Here is a 14,351-nt window from a genome sequence, read left to right as displayed (position 1 = left end):
CCGGTGCCACGGGGGACAGGGCCGCGGCCGTGCGACCGGGGCGTGCCGAAGCCCGCCGCGGTGGGCCCCGCGCGGTCTAGGGTCGCCCTGTGCCCGACGCCGCGCTCCCCGAACCCGCCGCACCCGAACCCGCCGCACCCGAGCCCCGTGTGGTCCTGTACTCGCGGCTCGGCTGCCACCTGTGCGTCGCGGCACGTGAGGTCGTGGTGCACGAGGCCGCGCGGGCCGGGGTCGCGTGGCGAGAGGTGGACGTGGACCGGGACGTCGTGCCGGGCCGCGACCTGGCCGAGTACGGCGAGCTGGTGCCGGTGGTCGAGGTCGACGGCATCCGGCAGGGCTACTGGCAGATCGACGCGACGCGCGTGCGGCGCGCGCTGGCGCGCTGAGCGGGTCCGGATGACGGGTCGGCAGGTCCCGCCGGGTCCGGTCGGCGCGGACGACCGGGCGCCGGGCACCACGCCCGGGCAGCCGCTGCCCGCCGCGACGGTCGCGCGGCTGCCCGGCTACCTGCACGCGCTCGACGCGGTGCGGGGCGCCGGTGCGGCGCTGGTCACCTCGGAGCGCCTCGCGCAGGCGGCGGGCGTCACGCCCGCGCAGCTGCGCAAGGACCTGTCGTTCCTGGGGTCGTACGGCCGGCGGGGCGTGGGGTACGACGTGGACCACCTGGCGGGTCGGATCGCCGCGGTGCTGGGCGTCGCGACGACGCGCGCCGTCGTCGTCGTCGGCGTGGGGCACCTGGGCCATGCGCTCGCGACGTACGGCGGGTTCGCCGAACGTGGCTTCACGCTCGCGGGCCTCGTCGACGCCGACCCCGCGGTGATCGGCACGCGCGTGGGAGGGCTCGTCGTCGAGCCGCCCGCCGCGCTCATGGCGCTCGTGATGCGCACGGGCGCGACCATCGGCGTCGTCGCGACACCCGCGCACGCGGCCCAGGACGCGGCCGACGCGCTCGTCGCGTCGGGGGTCACGGGCATCCTCACGTTCGCGCCGCGCGCGCTGCGCGTCCCGCCGAACGTCGAGGTGCGCGCCGTCGACGTCGCGAGCGAGCTGCAGATCCTCGCGTTCCACGCCTCGCGCCACGCGTGACACGACCGAGGACGCCGACCCGCGCGGGGTCGACGTCCTCGGACCGGGTGCACCCGGGGGCTGCCGGGGGCTGACGAGGTCAGGCCGCCTTGATGGCCGACGCGTCGAGCGTGATCGTGACCTTGTCGGAGACGAGCACGCCGCCGGCCTCGAGCGCGGCGTTCCAGGTCAGGCCGAAGTCCTTGCGCGAGATCGTGGTGCTCGCCTCGAAGCCCGCACGCGTGTTGCCGAACGGGTCGACGGCCACGCCGTTGAACTCGGTGGCCAGCTCGACCGACTGCGTCACGCCGTGGATCGTCAGGTCGCCGACGATCACGTAGTCGCCGCCGTCCTGGCGCACGTCGGTCGACGTGAAGGACCACTCGCCGAACGCCTCGACGTCGAAGAAGTCGCCCGACTTGAGGTGGCCGTCGCGGTTGGCGTCACCCGTGGAGACGGTCGAGGGGTCGAGCGTCGCGGTGACCGAGGCGCCGTCCTCGGCGACCGTGATCTCGCCACCCGTGATCCCGATGGTGCCGCGGACCTTGGAGATGCCGGCGTGGCGCACCGTGAAGGCGGCCTCGGAGTGCGACGGGTCGATGGTCCAGGTGCCGGCGGTGAGCTCGGTGGGCAGCGCGGTCATGGTGACTCCCGGTTCGGTTGAACGGTCAACAACTTGATAGTTCAAAGTTGTACTACAGTGGGACCCGACGCGCAACCCCAGCGTGGTGCACCTCACCCGGACCGTGCCCGCGGAGGACTCCTCGCGTCACGGCCGCCCGACCGTGCGGCCGTCCCCGGACGAAGGGTGGTGCGGCGTGACCACGACCCCGGACGCGCCCGTGACGCAGGTGCGCTGGTTGACCGACGACGAGCAGCAGTCCTGGCGCTCGCTGCGCGTGGGCAGCGCGATGCTCAACGACGTGCTCGCGCACGAGCTCGAGGCGCAGTCGGGCCTGTCCATCCACGAGTACGAGGTGCTCGTGCGGCTGTCCGAGGCGCCCGACCGCACGCTGCGCATGTCCGGGCTCGCGACGGGCATCGCGCACTCGCGCAGCCGCCTGACGCACACGATCCGCCGCATGCAGGAGCAGGGGCTCGTGGAGCGGCGGCAGTGCGCGTCGGACGCGCGGGGCGTGGAGTGCGTCATGACCGATGCGGGGTGGCAGCGGCTCGTGGCCGCAGCACCCGGGCACGTGCAGTCGGTGCGCGACCACCTCGTCGACGTCCTGACGCCCGAGCAGTTCCGCGCGCTCGGCGAGGCGTTCGAGGCCGTGCGCACCCACCTGACGGGTGGGGCGTGTCACTCCGAGTGACCTGCTGACCCGCCCCGACCACCCAGGCCGGTGAGGGACACTGGGCCCCATGGTCGCCACCACCGTCCACCTCATGCGCCACGGTGAGGTGCACAACCCCGACGGCGTGCTCTACGGACGCCTGCCCGGCTACCGCCTGTCCGCGCGGGGGCGCGCGATGGCGCGCTTGGTCGCCACCCACCTGGCGGGCCGCACCTACGACGGTGCGTGGCTCGACGCGCAGGGTGTCGTGGACGCCGAGGCCGATGACGTCGTCACGCCCGCGGTCGCCGCGGCGATGCCGACCGGGGCGCGCCGGGACGTCGTGGCCGTGATCGCCTCGCCGCTCGAGCGCGCGCAGGAGACCGCCGCGCCGATCGCGGCCGCGTTCGGGCTGGAGATCCGCACGGACCCCCGGCTGATCGAGGCCGAGAACCACTTCCAGGGCAAGACGTTCGGCGTGGGCGACGGCTCGCTGCGCCACCCCGAGCACTGGCCGCACCTGCGCAACCCGTTCCGGCCCTCGTGGGGTGAGCCGTACCGCGGTCAGGTGGACCGCATGCTGGCCGCCGTCGCGGACGCGCGGGACCTGGCCCGGGGCCACGAGGTCGTGCTGGTCTCGCACCAGCTGCCCGTCTGGGTCACGCGGCTCGCGCTCGAGAACCGCCGGCTGTGGCACGACCCCCGGCGCCGGCAGTGCGCGCTCGCGTCGCTCACCAGCCTGCGCTACGAGGACGACCGCCTCGTGTCGGTGGGCTACGCCGAGCCGGCCGCGGCGCTCCTGCCGGGTGCGGCCACGGTGGCGGGGGCGTGAGCATGCGGCGACGCACCACCGGCACGGCGCTCCTGCTCGCGGGTGCGCTCGCGCTCGCGGGCTGCGCGGGTGGGCAGGCGCCCCCCACCGAGCAGAGCGTCGACCAGGGCTACCAGTCGGGTGACGGCTCGACCACGACGTGGCCCGCGGGCAGCAGGCAGGGTCCCGTCGAGCTCGCGGGCACGGACTTCGAGGGCCAGGCGCGTGACGTCGCGGACTGGCGTGGCGACGTCGTCGTGCTCAACACCTGGTACGCGGCGTGCCCGCCGTGCCGCGCCGAGGCGCCCGACCTGGTCGCGTTCGCGCAGGACTACGCCGACCGGGGCGTGCACGTGCTGGGCATCAACTCGGTCGACGCGGCGGGCGCCGCGCAGCCGTTCCAGAAGACGTTCTCGGTGCCGTACCCGAGCCTCGAGGACACGTCCGGGGCCGCGGTCGCGTCGTTGCAGGGCATCGTCGCGGTGAGCGCGGTCCCGACGACGGTCGTGCTCGACCGTCAGGGCAAGGTCGCCGCACGCGTGCTCGGGCTGCTCGACGCCTCGACGCTGCGCACCGTGGTGGACGACCTGCTCGACGAGCAGGTCGCGGCCGCGTCGTGAGCGCCACGTTCGCGCCCGTGCTGGCCGATGCGGGGGACGCGTTCGCGACCACCGCGTTCAGCGGCTCGCTGCTGCTCGCGGTCCCGGTCGCGGTGCTCGCGGGACTCGTGTCGTTCGCGTCCCCGTGCGTGCTGCCGCTCGTGCCCGGCTACGTCGGGTTCCTGGGCGGCATGACCGGCGGCGCGTCGGGTGCCCCGCGCGTGCTGGCCGTGCCCACCGCACCGGGAGTGCTGCCCGCGGGTCCCGTGCCGGCGCCGGTCGCCCCCGCGGCCGACGGCCCCGCGCTCGACCGGGCGGACCGCCGCCGGCTGCTGGCGGGCGTCGGGCTGTTCGTGGCGGGCTTCACGCTCGTGTTCGTCGTGCTCGGGGTCCTGGCGGGCACCGTGGGCGCCGCGCTGCTCCCGTGGTCGGACACGCTCACGCGCGTCCTCGGCGTCGTCGTCGTGCTGATGGGGCTCGCGTTCACGGGGCTTGTCCCGTTCCTGCAGGTCGAACGCCGGCTGCACCTCGCGCCGCGCGCGGGGCTGTGGGGCGCACCGCTGCTCGGCATGACGTTCGGGCTCGGCTGGACCCCGTGCATGGGCCCGACGCTCGCGGCGATCTACGCGCTGTCGCTCGACCAGGCCTCCGCGTGGCGCGGCGCGCTCCTCGCGGTCGCGTTCTGCCTCGGCCTCGGGCTGCCGTTCGTGCTGGTGGCGCTCGGCGTCGAGCGGTCCACGCGCGCGCTCGCATTCCTGCGCCGGCACCGCGTCGCGGTCATGCGCCTGGGCGGCGCTCTGCTCGTCGTGCTGGGGCTCGCGCTGGTCACGGGCGTGTGGGGGCAGTGGGCGCAGTGGTTGCAGGGCGCCCTGACCGACGACTTCGTGCCGGTGATCTGATGAGCGGCTACCGCCCCGCGGGCCTCGAGGACTCGTTCGCCGCACCGTCCGCCGACGAGCAGGCGCCCGGCTCCGCCGCGCCGCCGCAGCTGCCGTCGCTCGGCCCGGTGGGCTGGCTGCGCTGGGCGTGGCGCCAGCTCACGAGCATGCGCGTCGCGCTCCTGCTGCTCATGCTGCTGGCGGTCGCGGCCGTGCCCGGCACCATCTACCCGCAGCGTGCGCAGGACGTCGCCGAGGTCGCGACGTACATCGCCGACCACCCGACGAGCGGTCCGTGGCTGGACCGTCTCGGGTTCTTCGACGTGTACTCCTCGGTCTGGTTCTCGGCGATCTACCTGATGCTGTTCGTCTCGCTGGTCGGCTGCATCCTGCCGCGCACGCGCGTGCACCTGGCCGCCGTGCGGGGTCGGCCGCCGCGCACGCCGCGCCGGCTCACGCGCTTCCCGGCGCAGGCGGCGGGTTCGTCCAGCGACACGCCCGAGCAGGTCGCGCGCGCGGCGGCGGCCGCGATGCGCCGCGGTCGGTACGGGCTGCCGTTCGTCCGCGCCTACCGCGTGGACGTGCACGACGAGGGCGGCGGCACGTGGTCGGCCGCGGGCGAGCGCGGCTACCTGCGCGAGACCGGCAACCTCGTCTTCCACCTCGCGCTCGTCGGGCTGCTGGTCTCCGTGGCGGCCGGCCAGATGCTGCACTACCGCGGCCAGGCGATCGTCGTGCAGGGCCGTGGCATGGCGAACTCGGTGCAGGCGTACGACACGTTCGAGAAGGGCAGCGCGTTCCGCCCCGAGTCGCTCGAGCCGTTCACGCTCACGCTGGACTCGTTCGACGCGGTGTTCGACCCCGACTCGCTCGAGCCGCGCGACTTCACCGCCGGCGTGACCGTGACCGATCCGGACGGCACGCGCGTCGCGGACACGCTCAAGGTCAACCACCCGCTCGAGCGCAACGGCGCCAAGATCTACCTGCAGGGCAACGGCTACGCGCCGTCGGTCACCGTGCGGGACGGGACGGGCGACGTCGCGTTCGCGGGTGCGGTGCCGTTCCTGCCGCAGGACGAGGTCTACACGTCCCGCGGTGTGGTCAAGGTGCCGGACGTCGCCGCGGGGCAGGACCAGATCGGCCTCGTGGGCTACCTGCTCCCGACAGCGCAGGAGATGGCCCCCGGGCTCTGGCGCTCGGCGGACCCGCAGCCCACCGACCCGCTCCTGGTGCTGTCGGTGTGGTCCGGCAACCTCGGCCTCGACACCGGCGTGCCGCAGAACGTGTACGAGCTCGACGAGGAACGCATGACGCAGGCGCTCGAGGAGGACGGCACCGCGCTCACGCTGTACCTGCGGCCCGGTGAGACGGTCGACCTGCCCGACGGGCTCGGCTCGGTGACGTTCGACCGGCTCGACCGGTACGTCGCGCTGGACCTGCGGCACGACCCGGCGCTCACGGCCGTGCTCGTGTTCTCGCTGCTCGCGTTCGCGGGGCTCGCCACGTCCCTGTTCGCGCCGCGGCGGCGCCTGTGGGTGCGCGCGGCTCCCGCCGCCGACGACGCCCAGGACCATGGTCCCGGGACAGGCTCTACAGTGGTCAGCGCCGCGGGACTCGCGCGCGGCGACGACGTCGGCCTGCAGCCCGAGCTCGATCGCGTGCTCGCGGAGACGCTGACGCCCACGAGAGGGAGCAGGACCCCATGAACACCGGTGACCTGAGCACGCTGCTGGTGTGGGCCGCGGCGACGGCCTTCACCCTCGCGCTCGTGGCGTACGCGGTCGACCTCGCACGGCTGGCGGACAACGCGCAGCGGCTGCCGCAGGCGGTTCCCGAGCGTGAGCCCGTGGCCGTCGGGGCGTCCGTGGCGCAGGCGTCCGGACCGCGCGCCGCGGACTCGGCCGTCGCGGGCTCGTCCGACGAGGTCGCGCCCGGGCGCTCGCCGCGCGCGGAGGGCATCGCGCGGTCGACCACCTACCTGGGCATCGTGCTGCTCGCCGCGGCGATCGTGCTGCGCGGTGTGGCCGCCGGTCGCTGGCCCACCGCCAACATGTACGAGTTCACCCTCGTCGGCGTGCTCGTCGCCACCACGGTGCTGGCCGTCGTGCAGCGCCGCCGGGTGATCGCGTTCCTGGGCGTGGTCGTCATGGGCATCGGCGTGAGCGCGCTCGTGCTCGCGCTCGAGAGCTTCTTCGTCAAGGCCGACGCGGTGCGGCCCGCGCTGCAGAACTACTGGCTGGTGCTGCACGTGGGCGTCGCGATCACCGCGACGGGTGTCTTCACGGTCGCGTTCGCGGCCGCGGCGCTGCAGGTGCTGCGCGAGAGCCGGGAGACGGGCCGCTCGCGCCTGGCCCGCCCGTGGGCGCGCGCCGACGGCGTCCGGCAGGCCTTCGCGGGGCTCGCGGTGACCGGCCCGCGCTTCCGCTGGCTCGAGCAGGTCCCCGGCTCGCGACGGCTCGAGGCGTTGTCCTTCCGTCTGAACGCGGTCGCGTTCGTGCTGTGGACGCTCACGCTCATCGGCGGCGCGATCTGGGCCGAGGACGCGTGGGGCCGGTACTGGAACTGGGACCCCAAGGAGGTGGGCACGTTCATCGCGTGGGTGCTGTACGCCGCCTACCTGCACGCGCGCACCACGCGCGGGTGGACCGGCCGGCGTGCCGCGTACCTCGTGTTCGTCGGGTACGCCGCGGTCATCGCGAACTTCACCGTGGTCAACCTCGTGGTGGACGGCCTGCACTCGTACGCGTTCTGACGCGCGGCCTCCCGCGGCACGCGACGGGTGGGACGGCCTAGGCTCGCGCGCATGACGACGCTCGACCCCCGCGGTGACCTGGTGGCGCTCACGCGCGCCGTGTGCGACATTCCCTCGGTGAGCGGCGACGAGACCGCGCTCGCTGACCTGGTCGAGGCGGCGCTGCGCACCGCCGATCACCTCGAGGTGCTGCGCGACGGCGACGCCGTGGTCGCCCGCACGCAGCTGGGCCGGCCGAGCCGGGTCGTCGTCGCGGGGCACCTCGACACGGTGCCCGTCGCGGACAACCTGCCCACGCGGCTCGAGGACGGGTGGCTGTGGGGCCGCGGGACCGTGGACATGCTCGGGGGTGTCGCGGTCGCGCTCGCGCTCGCCGTGCAGCTCGAGAACCCCACGCGCGACGTGACGTGGGTCTTCTACGACCACGAGGAGGTCGAGGCCGAGCTGAACGGCCTGGGTCGCCTGGTGCGCACGCACCCCGACTGGCTCGCCTGCGACTTCGCCGTGCTGGGCGAGCCGTCCAACGGGGGGATCGAGGGCGGCTGCAACGGCACGATGCGCGCCGAGGTCCGGCTGCACGGCGTCGCGGCGCACTCGGCGCGCGCGTGGGTGGGGGTCAACGCGATCCACGCCGCGGGCGAGGTGCTGCGACGGCTCGAGGCGTACGAGCCGCGATCCGTCGAGGTCGACGGGCTGGTGTACCGCGAGAGCCTCAACGCGGTGCTCGTGAGCGGCGGCACCGCGACGAACGTGATCCCGGACCGGTGCGTGGTCACGGTCAACTACCGGTTCGCGCCCTCGACCGACGTCGCCGGCGCCGAGCAGCACCTGCGTGAGCTGTTCGACGGGTTCGAGCTCGTCGTGACCGACGCGGCACCCGGCGCCCGGCCCGGGCTGGACCACCCCGCGGCCGCGGAGTTCGCCCGGGCGGTGCTCGCGGTCACGGGCGGTGCGCCCGCACCCAAGTACGGGTGGACGGACGTCGCGCGGTTCTCCGCGCTGGGCATCCCCGCGGTCAACTTCGGCCCGGGCGACCCGCTGCTGGCGCACAAGGACGACGAGCGCTGCCCGGTGGACCAGATCACGTCCTCCTACGCGGCGCTGCGGACGTGGCTCACGTCCTGACCCGGAGGTGGGGATCGGGCGCACGCCCGCCTAGAGTGCGGGCATGAGCGACGACGGCGTCTCCGCGCCGGGGCGGGGGTACCGCAAGGGCCCCGTCCTGCTGCGCGGCGGTCAGATCCCCGCGACCACGTCCGACCAGCGGCTGCTGAGCAGCAACGAGGGCGCCGACTGGCTGCACGGCGACCCCTGGCGTGTCATGCGCATCCAGAGCGAGTTCGTCGAGGGCTTCGGGGCGCTGGCCGAGGTGGGGCCCGCGGTGAGCGTGTTCGGCTCGGCGCGGACGCCCGCCACGGAGCCCGAGTTCGCGCTCGCCGTGGACGTCGCGGCCCGGCTGGTCGAGGCCGGCTACGCGGTGATCACGGGAGGCGGCCCCGGGATCATGGAAGCCGCGAACAAGGGCGCCAAGCAGGCCGGCGGCGTCTCGGTGGGGCTGGGCATCGAGCTGCCGTTCGAGCAGGGCATGAACGACTTCGTCGACCTGGGCGTGAACTTCCGGTACTTCTTCGCGCGCAAGACGATGTTCGTCAAGTACTCCGAGGGCTTCGTGGTGCTGCCGGGCGGGTTCGGCACGCTCGACGAGCTGTTCGAGGCGCTCACGCTCGTCCAGACGCACAAGGTCATCCAGTTCCCGATCGTGCTCGTGGGCCGCGCGTACTGGCAGGGCCTGCTGGACTGGATCGGCGGCTCGGTGCTCGAGCGCGGGCTGATCGGCCGTGCGGACCTGGAGCTGCTGCGCGTGGTGGACACCGCGGAGGAGGCCGTCGCGGCCGTCGTCGAACGGGGTGTCCAGCTGCGCGAGCAGGAGCGCGCCGCGACCGCCGCCGCCGCGCGTGACCAGGCCGCCGCGGACGGGTCCACGGCCGACGTCGCGCCGTGACCGTCGCGGGGGTGCCCGCGGCCGGTGCGGTGCTCCGGCTGCGCGGTCGAGAGCTGGGCCCCGACCGTCCGGTGGTCATGGCGGTCGTCAACCGCACCACGGACTCGTTCTACGCGGCCGCGCGGTACGACGAGGCGGGCGCGGACGCCGCGGTCGCGCGTGCCGCCGAGGAGGGTGCGGACCTGGTGGACCTCGGCGGCGTGCGCGCGGGGCGCGGGCCCCGGGTGGCGGCGCAGGAGGAGATCGCGCGCGTGGTCCCGCTGGTCGAGCGCGTGCGGGCGCGGCACCCCGAGCTGCTGGTCAGCGTGGACACGTGGCGCTCGTCGGTGGCGCGCGCCGCCGCGCAGGCGGGTGCGGACCTGGTCAACGACACGTGGGCGGGGCACGACCCCGAGCTGGTCGCGGTCGCGGCCGAGCACGGCCTCGGCGTGGTCTGCTCGCACACGGGCGGCGCCCGGCCCCGCACGGACCCGTTCCGCGTGACGTACCCGGCGGACCCGCAGCGCGTGGCGGACCCGCTCGACGGCGTGGTCGACGACGTCGTCGTGACGCTCGCGGCCGCGGCACGCCGGGCCGTGGACCTGGGGATCGACCCCGCGAGCGTGCTCGTGGACCCGACGCACGACTTCGGCAAGACGACGTGGCACTCGCTCCACCTGGTGCGCCGGACGCAGGCGCTCGTCGCGCTCGGCCACCCGGTGCTCATGGCGCTGTCCCGCAAGGACTTCGTGGGCGAGAGCCTGGACCTGCCACCCGAGGAGCGCCTCGAGGGCACGCTGGCCGCGACCGCGGTGGCCGCGTGGCTCGGTGCGCGCGTGTTCCGTACGCACGACGTGCGGGCGACGCGTCGCACGCTCGACATGGTCGCGACCATCCGCGCGGACCGGCCGCCCGCGGCGGCCGTGCGGGGGCTGGCGTGACGTCCGACGGCACCGTGACGGCGCCCGGCACCGAGTCGGGCCTCGCCGCGGACGCCCCTCGGCGGCGCAGCCGGTGGGACGCGCGCACGTGGCCGTGGTGGGTCCAGGTGCTGGCCGTCTACGCGGGTGCCCGCGCCGTGAGCGCGGTGCTGCTGCTGGTCGCCGCGGCCGCGCAGGGCGTGACGCCCTGGGCGCCCGCACATCCGTCGTACGCGCAGACCACGGGCCTGTTCTGGGATGCGGGGTGGTACCACCGGATCGCCGACGAGGGCTACCCGTCCGAGCTGCCGCGCGGTGCGGACGGGCTGGTCCAGCAGAACGCGTGGGCGTTCTTCCCGCTGTACCCGATGCTCGTGCGCGGCCTCATGGTGGCGACCACGCTGCCGTGGGAGGTCGTCGCCCCGACGACGTCGCTGCTGCTGGGTGCGGCCGCGATGCTGCTGGTGCACCGCTCGGTGGTCGACGGCGCTCCGCGGGCGGTGGCGGCCCGGCCCGGTCTCCCGCTCGCCACGGTGACGCTCGTCAGCGTGTTCCCGACCGCCGTGGTGCTCCAGGTCGCGTACACCGAGGCGCTCGCGCTCCTGCTGGTCGCCGCGACGCTCCTGCTCCTGGTGCGGCGGCAGTACCTGGCCACCGCCGGGGTGCTGCTGCTGCTGGGGCTCACGCGCGCGGTCGCGCTGCCCATGGCGGTCGTCGTGGCGGTGCACGTCCTGGCCCGGTGGCGCGCCGCGCGCCGCGGCGAGGACCGGCTGACGCCGCTCGACTGGGCGCGGCTGGGCGGGCTCGGTGGCGTCGCGGTCGCGTCGGGCTTCCTGTGGCCCGGGATCTGCCAGTGGGTCACGGGCGTCCCCGAGGCGTACCTGCGCACGCAGGAGGCATGGCGCGGGCGGCGTGAGGTCACGCCGTTCGGCGGATGGGACTACGTGCTCGACTTCTGGTTCGGCGACCACGGCTGGCTCGTGCTGGGTGCTGCGGTCGCGCTCGTCGTCGCCGTGCTCGTCGTGCCCGCCGCGTGGCGGCTGCGACCCGAGCTGCACGCGTGGCCCGCCGCCTACCTGCTCTACCTCGCCGCGGCGATCGAGCCGGGCAGCAGCCTGGCGCGGTTCCTGGTGCTCGCGTACCCGCTGGGTGCCGTGACCGCGGGCGTCGTGACCCGCCCGGCAGGCGCGCGGCGCGCGTGGTTCACGGGTGTGGTGGTGCTCATGCTGGTGCTGCAGGCCGTCTGGGTGTGGCGGTTCTGGCGTCTGACGAGCGGCTGGCCGCCGTGACGTCCGGCGGGTGAACTAGGATGGTCGGCGGACAACCGGCAGGCTCGACCGCCCGGTGACGCTCAGGGGCCCCGGCCCGTGCGCAGGTCACGGGCATCTCGCTGCCGGACGATACGAGGCGAAGGAGAGGCCCGCATGGCCGCGATGAAGCCGAGGACCGGAGACGGACCGCTCGAGGTCACCAAGGAAGGTCGCGGCATCGTCATGCGCGTGCCCCTCGAGGGAGGCGGTCGTCTGGTGGTCGAGCTCAACGCGACCGAGGCCGCCGAGCTCGGCGAGGCGCTCACCTCCGTCGCAGGCTGACGGTGGCCGGTGCTCCTGCCGCCGGCCGCCCCAGCGGGGTGACCCGGGCCCTGCCGCTCGTCACGCTCACCGGCGGGGTCGTCGCGGACAGCGACCTCCTGCTCGAGCCGGACGTCGACGCGGTCGCCGTCCCGCTCGCTCCCGCGGGCGACGGCGACGAGGGTCCGCAGCCACGGCGTGGTGCGGCCTCGACCGCGGCACGCTACGGGATCGACCTGGCCGAGCTCGCGGAACGGGCCGGCCTGACCGGCGCGGCGGGCGAGGCGCACGTCGCGCACCTGCCCCGGCCCGCGGGCTCGGGCATCGTGCTGCCCTGGGCGGGCCTGCCGCCCCGCATCGTGCTGGTGGGCGTCGGGCAGAGCTCCGACACCGACCTGCGCCGTGCCGGTGCCGCGCTCGCGCGCGCGACGCGCGGCCTGCGGCGCGTGGTGACGACCATCGGCGACGACGCCGGTCAGTCGCCGTCGCAGGCGGCCCGGACCGCACGGGCCCTCACCGAGGGGTTCCTGCTCGCGGCGTACACGACGCCGACCGCCGCCGCGCGGCCCACCGTGAAGCCGGCCGCCGACCTGGTGCTGCTCGGCCGCGACGGCACGCGCGTGGCGGCCGCGGTGGACGCCGCCCGCATCGCCGCCGCGGGCACGTGGCTCGCGCGCGAGCTCGCGGCCACGCCCGCGAGCACCAAGAACCCGCAGTGGCTCGCGGAGCGCGCGCGTGAGGTCGCTGGCGCGCACGGCCTCGAGGTCACCGTGCTCGGCCCGGCCGAGCTCGCGGCGCAGGGGTTCGGCGGCATCCTGGCCGTGGGGGCGGGCTCCGCCTCGCCGCCGCGCCTGGTCACGGTGACGTACACGCCCCCGACGTACCGGCCGGGCAGCGCCCGGCACGTCGTGCTCGTCGGCAAGGGCATCACGTACGACACGGGCGGCCTGTCCATCAAGCCGCGTGAGTCCATGGTGCCGATGAAGACGGACATGACCGGCGCCGCCGTGGTGCTCGCGGCGGTCGTGGGCGCGGCGCAGTCGGGTGCGCTCGACAAGATCACCGCGGTCCTCCCGCTCGCGGAGAACCACGTCGGGGCCGCGTCCTACCGGCCGGGCGACGTGCTGCAGATGTTCGGCGGCACCACCGTGGAGATCGCGAACACGGACGCCGAGGGGCGTCTGGTGCTCGCGGACGCGCTCGCATGGGCCGATGCGACGCTCGCACCCGACGTGCTCGTCGACGTCGCGACCCTGACGGGTGCCGCGACCCTCGGGCTCGGCAAGCAGCACGCCGCGCTGTACGGCACGGACCCCGCGCTCGTGGCCGCGCTGCGGCGCGCGGGCGACGAGTCGGGTGAGCTCGCGTGGCCCATGCCCCTGGTCGAGGAGTACGACGAGGCGGTGCACAGCCAGGTCGCCGACCTGCGGCACGTGCCGTCGGACAGGCACATCGGCGCGGGCTCCGTGACCGCGGCGCTGTTCCTGCGGCGGTTCGTGGGCGAGCGCGCGTGGGCGCACCTGGACATCGCGGGTCCGGCCCGGGCCGCCGCGGACAGGCACGAGATCACCGAGGGCGCCACGGGCTGGGGCGTGCGTCTGCTGCTGCGGTACCTGGTCGACGTCGACTGACAGTCGCCGCCCCTGCGGGGCGCCGGGGCGGTCAGCGGCGGACGGCGACCAGAAGCCCGTTGCCCACAGGCAGCAGCGCGGGCAGCAGCCGCTCGTCCGAGCGCACCGAGCGGACGAGCTCACGCACCGCGGTCGTCGCCTCGTCGCGCCGTGCAGGGTCCGCGACGCGGTCGTACCAGAGCGCGTGGTCGACGGCGAGCACCCCGCCCGCGCGCAGCAGCCGGACCGCCTGCGCCAGGTACTCGGGCGCCTGCTCGAGCATGCCGCCCGCGGTGGTGAGCGTGAGCAGGACCAGGTCGTACGCGCCGTCGGTCAGGCGCGGGAGCACGTCCAGCGCGCGGCCGGAGATGGTGCGCGTGCGCGTCGAGCGCAGGCCCGCCTCCGCGAACGCCTCCTTGGCCGCGCGGTGGTGCTCGACCTCCGGGTCGATCGTGGTGAGCACGCCGTCCTCGGGCATGCCGCGCAGCAGGTAGAGCGACGCGACGCCGGTGCCGGTGCCGATCTCGACGACGGTGCGCGCCCCCGCGGCCGCGGCCAGCACGCTCAGCGCGCGGCCCGTGCCGGGCAGGACGGCCCCAGCGCCCAGCTGAGCGGCGCGCTCACGTGCCGCGAGCAGCACGTCGTCCTCGCCCACGAGCTCCTCGGCGAACACCCAGCTGGTGGCCTTGTCGGCGGACACGATGGCCTCCCAGGTGCTGCGACGGCGTCAGGCGATGCGTCGGATCGGTGCGAACGGCCGCGGTCGCGGGCTCGGCACAGCCTAGTCCCGCACCCGCCCGCCACCGGGCGTGGAACGTTCCGGGGCGGCGGTGCGTTGCAGATGCTGGGACGATGGTCGACGGCGAACGCCGACCGCAGACGAATGG

General features: G+C 75.2%; 16 protein-coding genes. 14 read left to right on the top strand and 2 right to left on the bottom strand.

The annotated features are described in order from the left end of the window. Window positions 1–89 precede the first annotated feature (89 nt). Window positions 90–386 (top strand): glutaredoxin family protein, encoded by a 297-nt coding sequence (locus CELGI_RS12865; RefSeq protein ID WP_013884567.1) that lies wholly within the window; start codon window positions 90–92, stop codon window positions 384–386. 10 nt (window positions 387–396) lie between these two features. After that, window positions 397–1,086, top strand: a complete 690-nt coding sequence (locus CELGI_RS12860; RefSeq protein WP_013884566.1) for a redox-sensing transcriptional repressor Rex — start codon at window positions 397–399, stop codon at window positions 1,084–1,086. Window positions 1,087–1,165: 79 nt separating this feature from the next. Here CELGI_RS12860 and CELGI_RS12855 read toward each other — a convergent pair whose 3' ends face one another. Beyond that, entirely contained in the window at window positions 1,166–1,708 is a 543-nt protein-coding gene (locus CELGI_RS12855; protein WP_013884565.1) for a YceI family protein, read from the bottom strand. Window positions 1,709–1,883: 175 nt separating this feature from the next. Between CELGI_RS12855 and CELGI_RS12850 the strand changes: the two genes are divergently transcribed. The 12 genes from CELGI_RS12850 (at window position 1,884) to CELGI_RS12800 (ending at window position 13,485) form a co-directional block, all read left to right on the top strand. After that, on the top strand, window positions 1,884–2,381 hold the full coding sequence (locus tag CELGI_RS12850; RefSeq protein WP_013884564.1) for a MarR family winged helix-turn-helix transcriptional regulator: 498 nt from the start codon (window positions 1,884–1,886) through the stop codon (window positions 2,379–2,381). Between the two features lie 49 nt (window positions 2,382–2,430). After that, window positions 2,431–3,174: a histidine phosphatase family protein gene (locus tag CELGI_RS12845; protein WP_013884563.1), complete on the top strand. Its 744-nt coding sequence runs from the start codon at window positions 2,431–2,433 to the stop codon at window positions 3,172–3,174. Window positions 3,175–3,176: 2 nt separating this feature from the next. After that, window positions 3,177–3,773, top strand: a complete 597-nt coding sequence (locus CELGI_RS12840) for a TlpA family protein disulfide reductase (RefSeq protein ID WP_013884562.1) — start codon at window positions 3,177–3,179, stop codon at window positions 3,771–3,773. After that, window positions 3,770–4,651 (top strand): cytochrome c biogenesis CcdA family protein, encoded by an 882-nt coding sequence (locus tag CELGI_RS12835; protein ID WP_013884561.1) that lies wholly within the window; start codon window positions 3,770–3,772, stop codon window positions 4,649–4,651. The genes CELGI_RS12840 and CELGI_RS12835 overlap by 4 nt, the downstream gene beginning before the upstream one ends. After that, window positions 4,651–6,336, top strand: a complete 1,686-nt coding sequence (gene resB / locus CELGI_RS12830; protein ID WP_013884560.1) for a cytochrome c biogenesis protein ResB — start codon at window positions 4,651–4,653, stop codon at window positions 6,334–6,336. The genes CELGI_RS12835 and resB overlap by 1 nt, the downstream gene beginning before the upstream one ends. Beyond that, window positions 6,333–7,382, top strand: coding sequence for a c-type cytochrome biogenesis protein CcsB (ccsB, locus tag CELGI_RS12825; protein ID WP_013884559.1), 1,050 nt, complete (start codon window positions 6,333–6,335; stop codon window positions 7,380–7,382). Before resB ends, ccsB begins: the two co-directional genes overlap by 4 nt. Before the next feature lie 51 nt (window positions 7,383–7,433). Further along, window positions 7,434–8,507, top strand: coding sequence for a succinyl-diaminopimelate desuccinylase (gene dapE, locus CELGI_RS12820; RefSeq protein WP_013884558.1), 1,074 nt, complete (start codon window positions 7,434–7,436; stop codon window positions 8,505–8,507). A 43-nt stretch (window positions 8,508–8,550) separates the two neighbouring features. Further along, the gene (locus tag CELGI_RS12815; protein WP_013884557.1) at window positions 8,551–9,384 is read left to right on the top strand and encodes an LOG family protein; all 834 of its coding nucleotides are present in this window, start codon (window positions 8,551–8,553) and stop codon (window positions 9,382–9,384) included. After that, window positions 9,381–10,304, top strand: a complete 924-nt coding sequence (folP, locus tag CELGI_RS12810; protein ID WP_013884556.1) for a dihydropteroate synthase — start codon at window positions 9,381–9,383, stop codon at window positions 10,302–10,304. The genes CELGI_RS12815 and folP overlap by 4 nt, the downstream gene beginning before the upstream one ends. Then, on the top strand, window positions 10,301–11,572 hold the full coding sequence (locus CELGI_RS12805) for a hypothetical protein (RefSeq protein WP_013884555.1): 1,272 nt from the start codon (window positions 10,301–10,303) through the stop codon (window positions 11,570–11,572). Before folP ends, CELGI_RS12805 begins: the two co-directional genes overlap by 4 nt. A 135-nt stretch (window positions 11,573–11,707) precedes the next feature. Further along, complete coding sequence (locus tag CELGI_RS16790; protein ID WP_013884554.1) at window positions 11,708–11,875, top strand: DUF3117 domain-containing protein; 168 nt, start codon at window positions 11,708–11,710, stop codon at window positions 11,873–11,875. 38 nt (window positions 11,876–11,913) lie between these two features. After that, on the top strand, window positions 11,914–13,485 hold the full coding sequence (locus CELGI_RS12800; protein WP_150104743.1) for a leucyl aminopeptidase family protein: 1,572 nt from the start codon (window positions 11,914–11,916) through the stop codon (window positions 13,483–13,485). Between the two features lie 31 nt (window positions 13,486–13,516). On the opposite strand, the gene CELGI_RS12795 is transcribed toward CELGI_RS12800, so the two are convergent. After that, the gene (locus CELGI_RS12795; RefSeq protein WP_013884552.1) at window positions 13,517–14,164 is read right to left on the bottom strand and encodes an O-methyltransferase; all 648 of its coding nucleotides are present in this window, start codon (window positions 14,162–14,164) and stop codon (window positions 13,517–13,519) included. Between the last annotated feature and the right edge of the window lie 187 nt (window positions 14,165–14,351).

This window comes from Cellulomonas gilvus ATCC 13127 (assembly GCF_000218545.1).
Classification (GTDB): domain Bacteria; phylum Actinomycetota; class Actinomycetes; order Actinomycetales; family Cellulomonadaceae; genus Cellulomonas; species Cellulomonas gilvus.
Note: the sequence above shows the minus strand (reverse complement) of the source record. Positions and strands in the feature narration are given on the sequence as shown.

Coding starts and splice junctions, on each gene's coding strand:
- CELGI_RS12815 (WP_013884557.1), top strand. CDS start 8,551: ATGAGCGACGACGGCGTCTCCGCGCCGGGGCGGGGGTACCGCAAGGGC.
- CELGI_RS16790 (WP_013884554.1), top strand. CDS start 11,708: ATGGCCGCGATGAAGCCGAGGACCGGAGACGGACCGCTCGAGGTCACC.
- ccsB (WP_013884559.1), top strand. CDS start 6,333: ATGAACACCGGTGACCTGAGCACGCTGCTGGTGTGGGCCGCGGCGACG.
- dapE (WP_013884558.1), top strand. CDS start 7,434: ATGACGACGCTCGACCCCCGCGGTGACCTGGTGGCGCTCACGCGCGCC.
- CELGI_RS12855 (WP_013884565.1), bottom strand. CDS start 1,708: ATGACCGCGCTGCCCACCGAGCTCACCGCCGGCACCTGGACCATCGAC.
- CELGI_RS12845 (WP_013884563.1), top strand. CDS start 2,431: ATGGTCGCCACCACCGTCCACCTCATGCGCCACGGTGAGGTGCACAAC.
- CELGI_RS12860 (WP_013884566.1), top strand. CDS start 397: ATGACGGGTCGGCAGGTCCCGCCGGGTCCGGTCGGCGCGGACGACCGG.
- resB (WP_013884560.1), top strand. CDS start 4,651: ATGAGCGGCTACCGCCCCGCGGGCCTCGAGGACTCGTTCGCCGCACCG.
- CELGI_RS12840 (WP_013884562.1), top strand. CDS start 3,177: ATGCGGCGACGCACCACCGGCACGGCGCTCCTGCTCGCGGGTGCGCTC.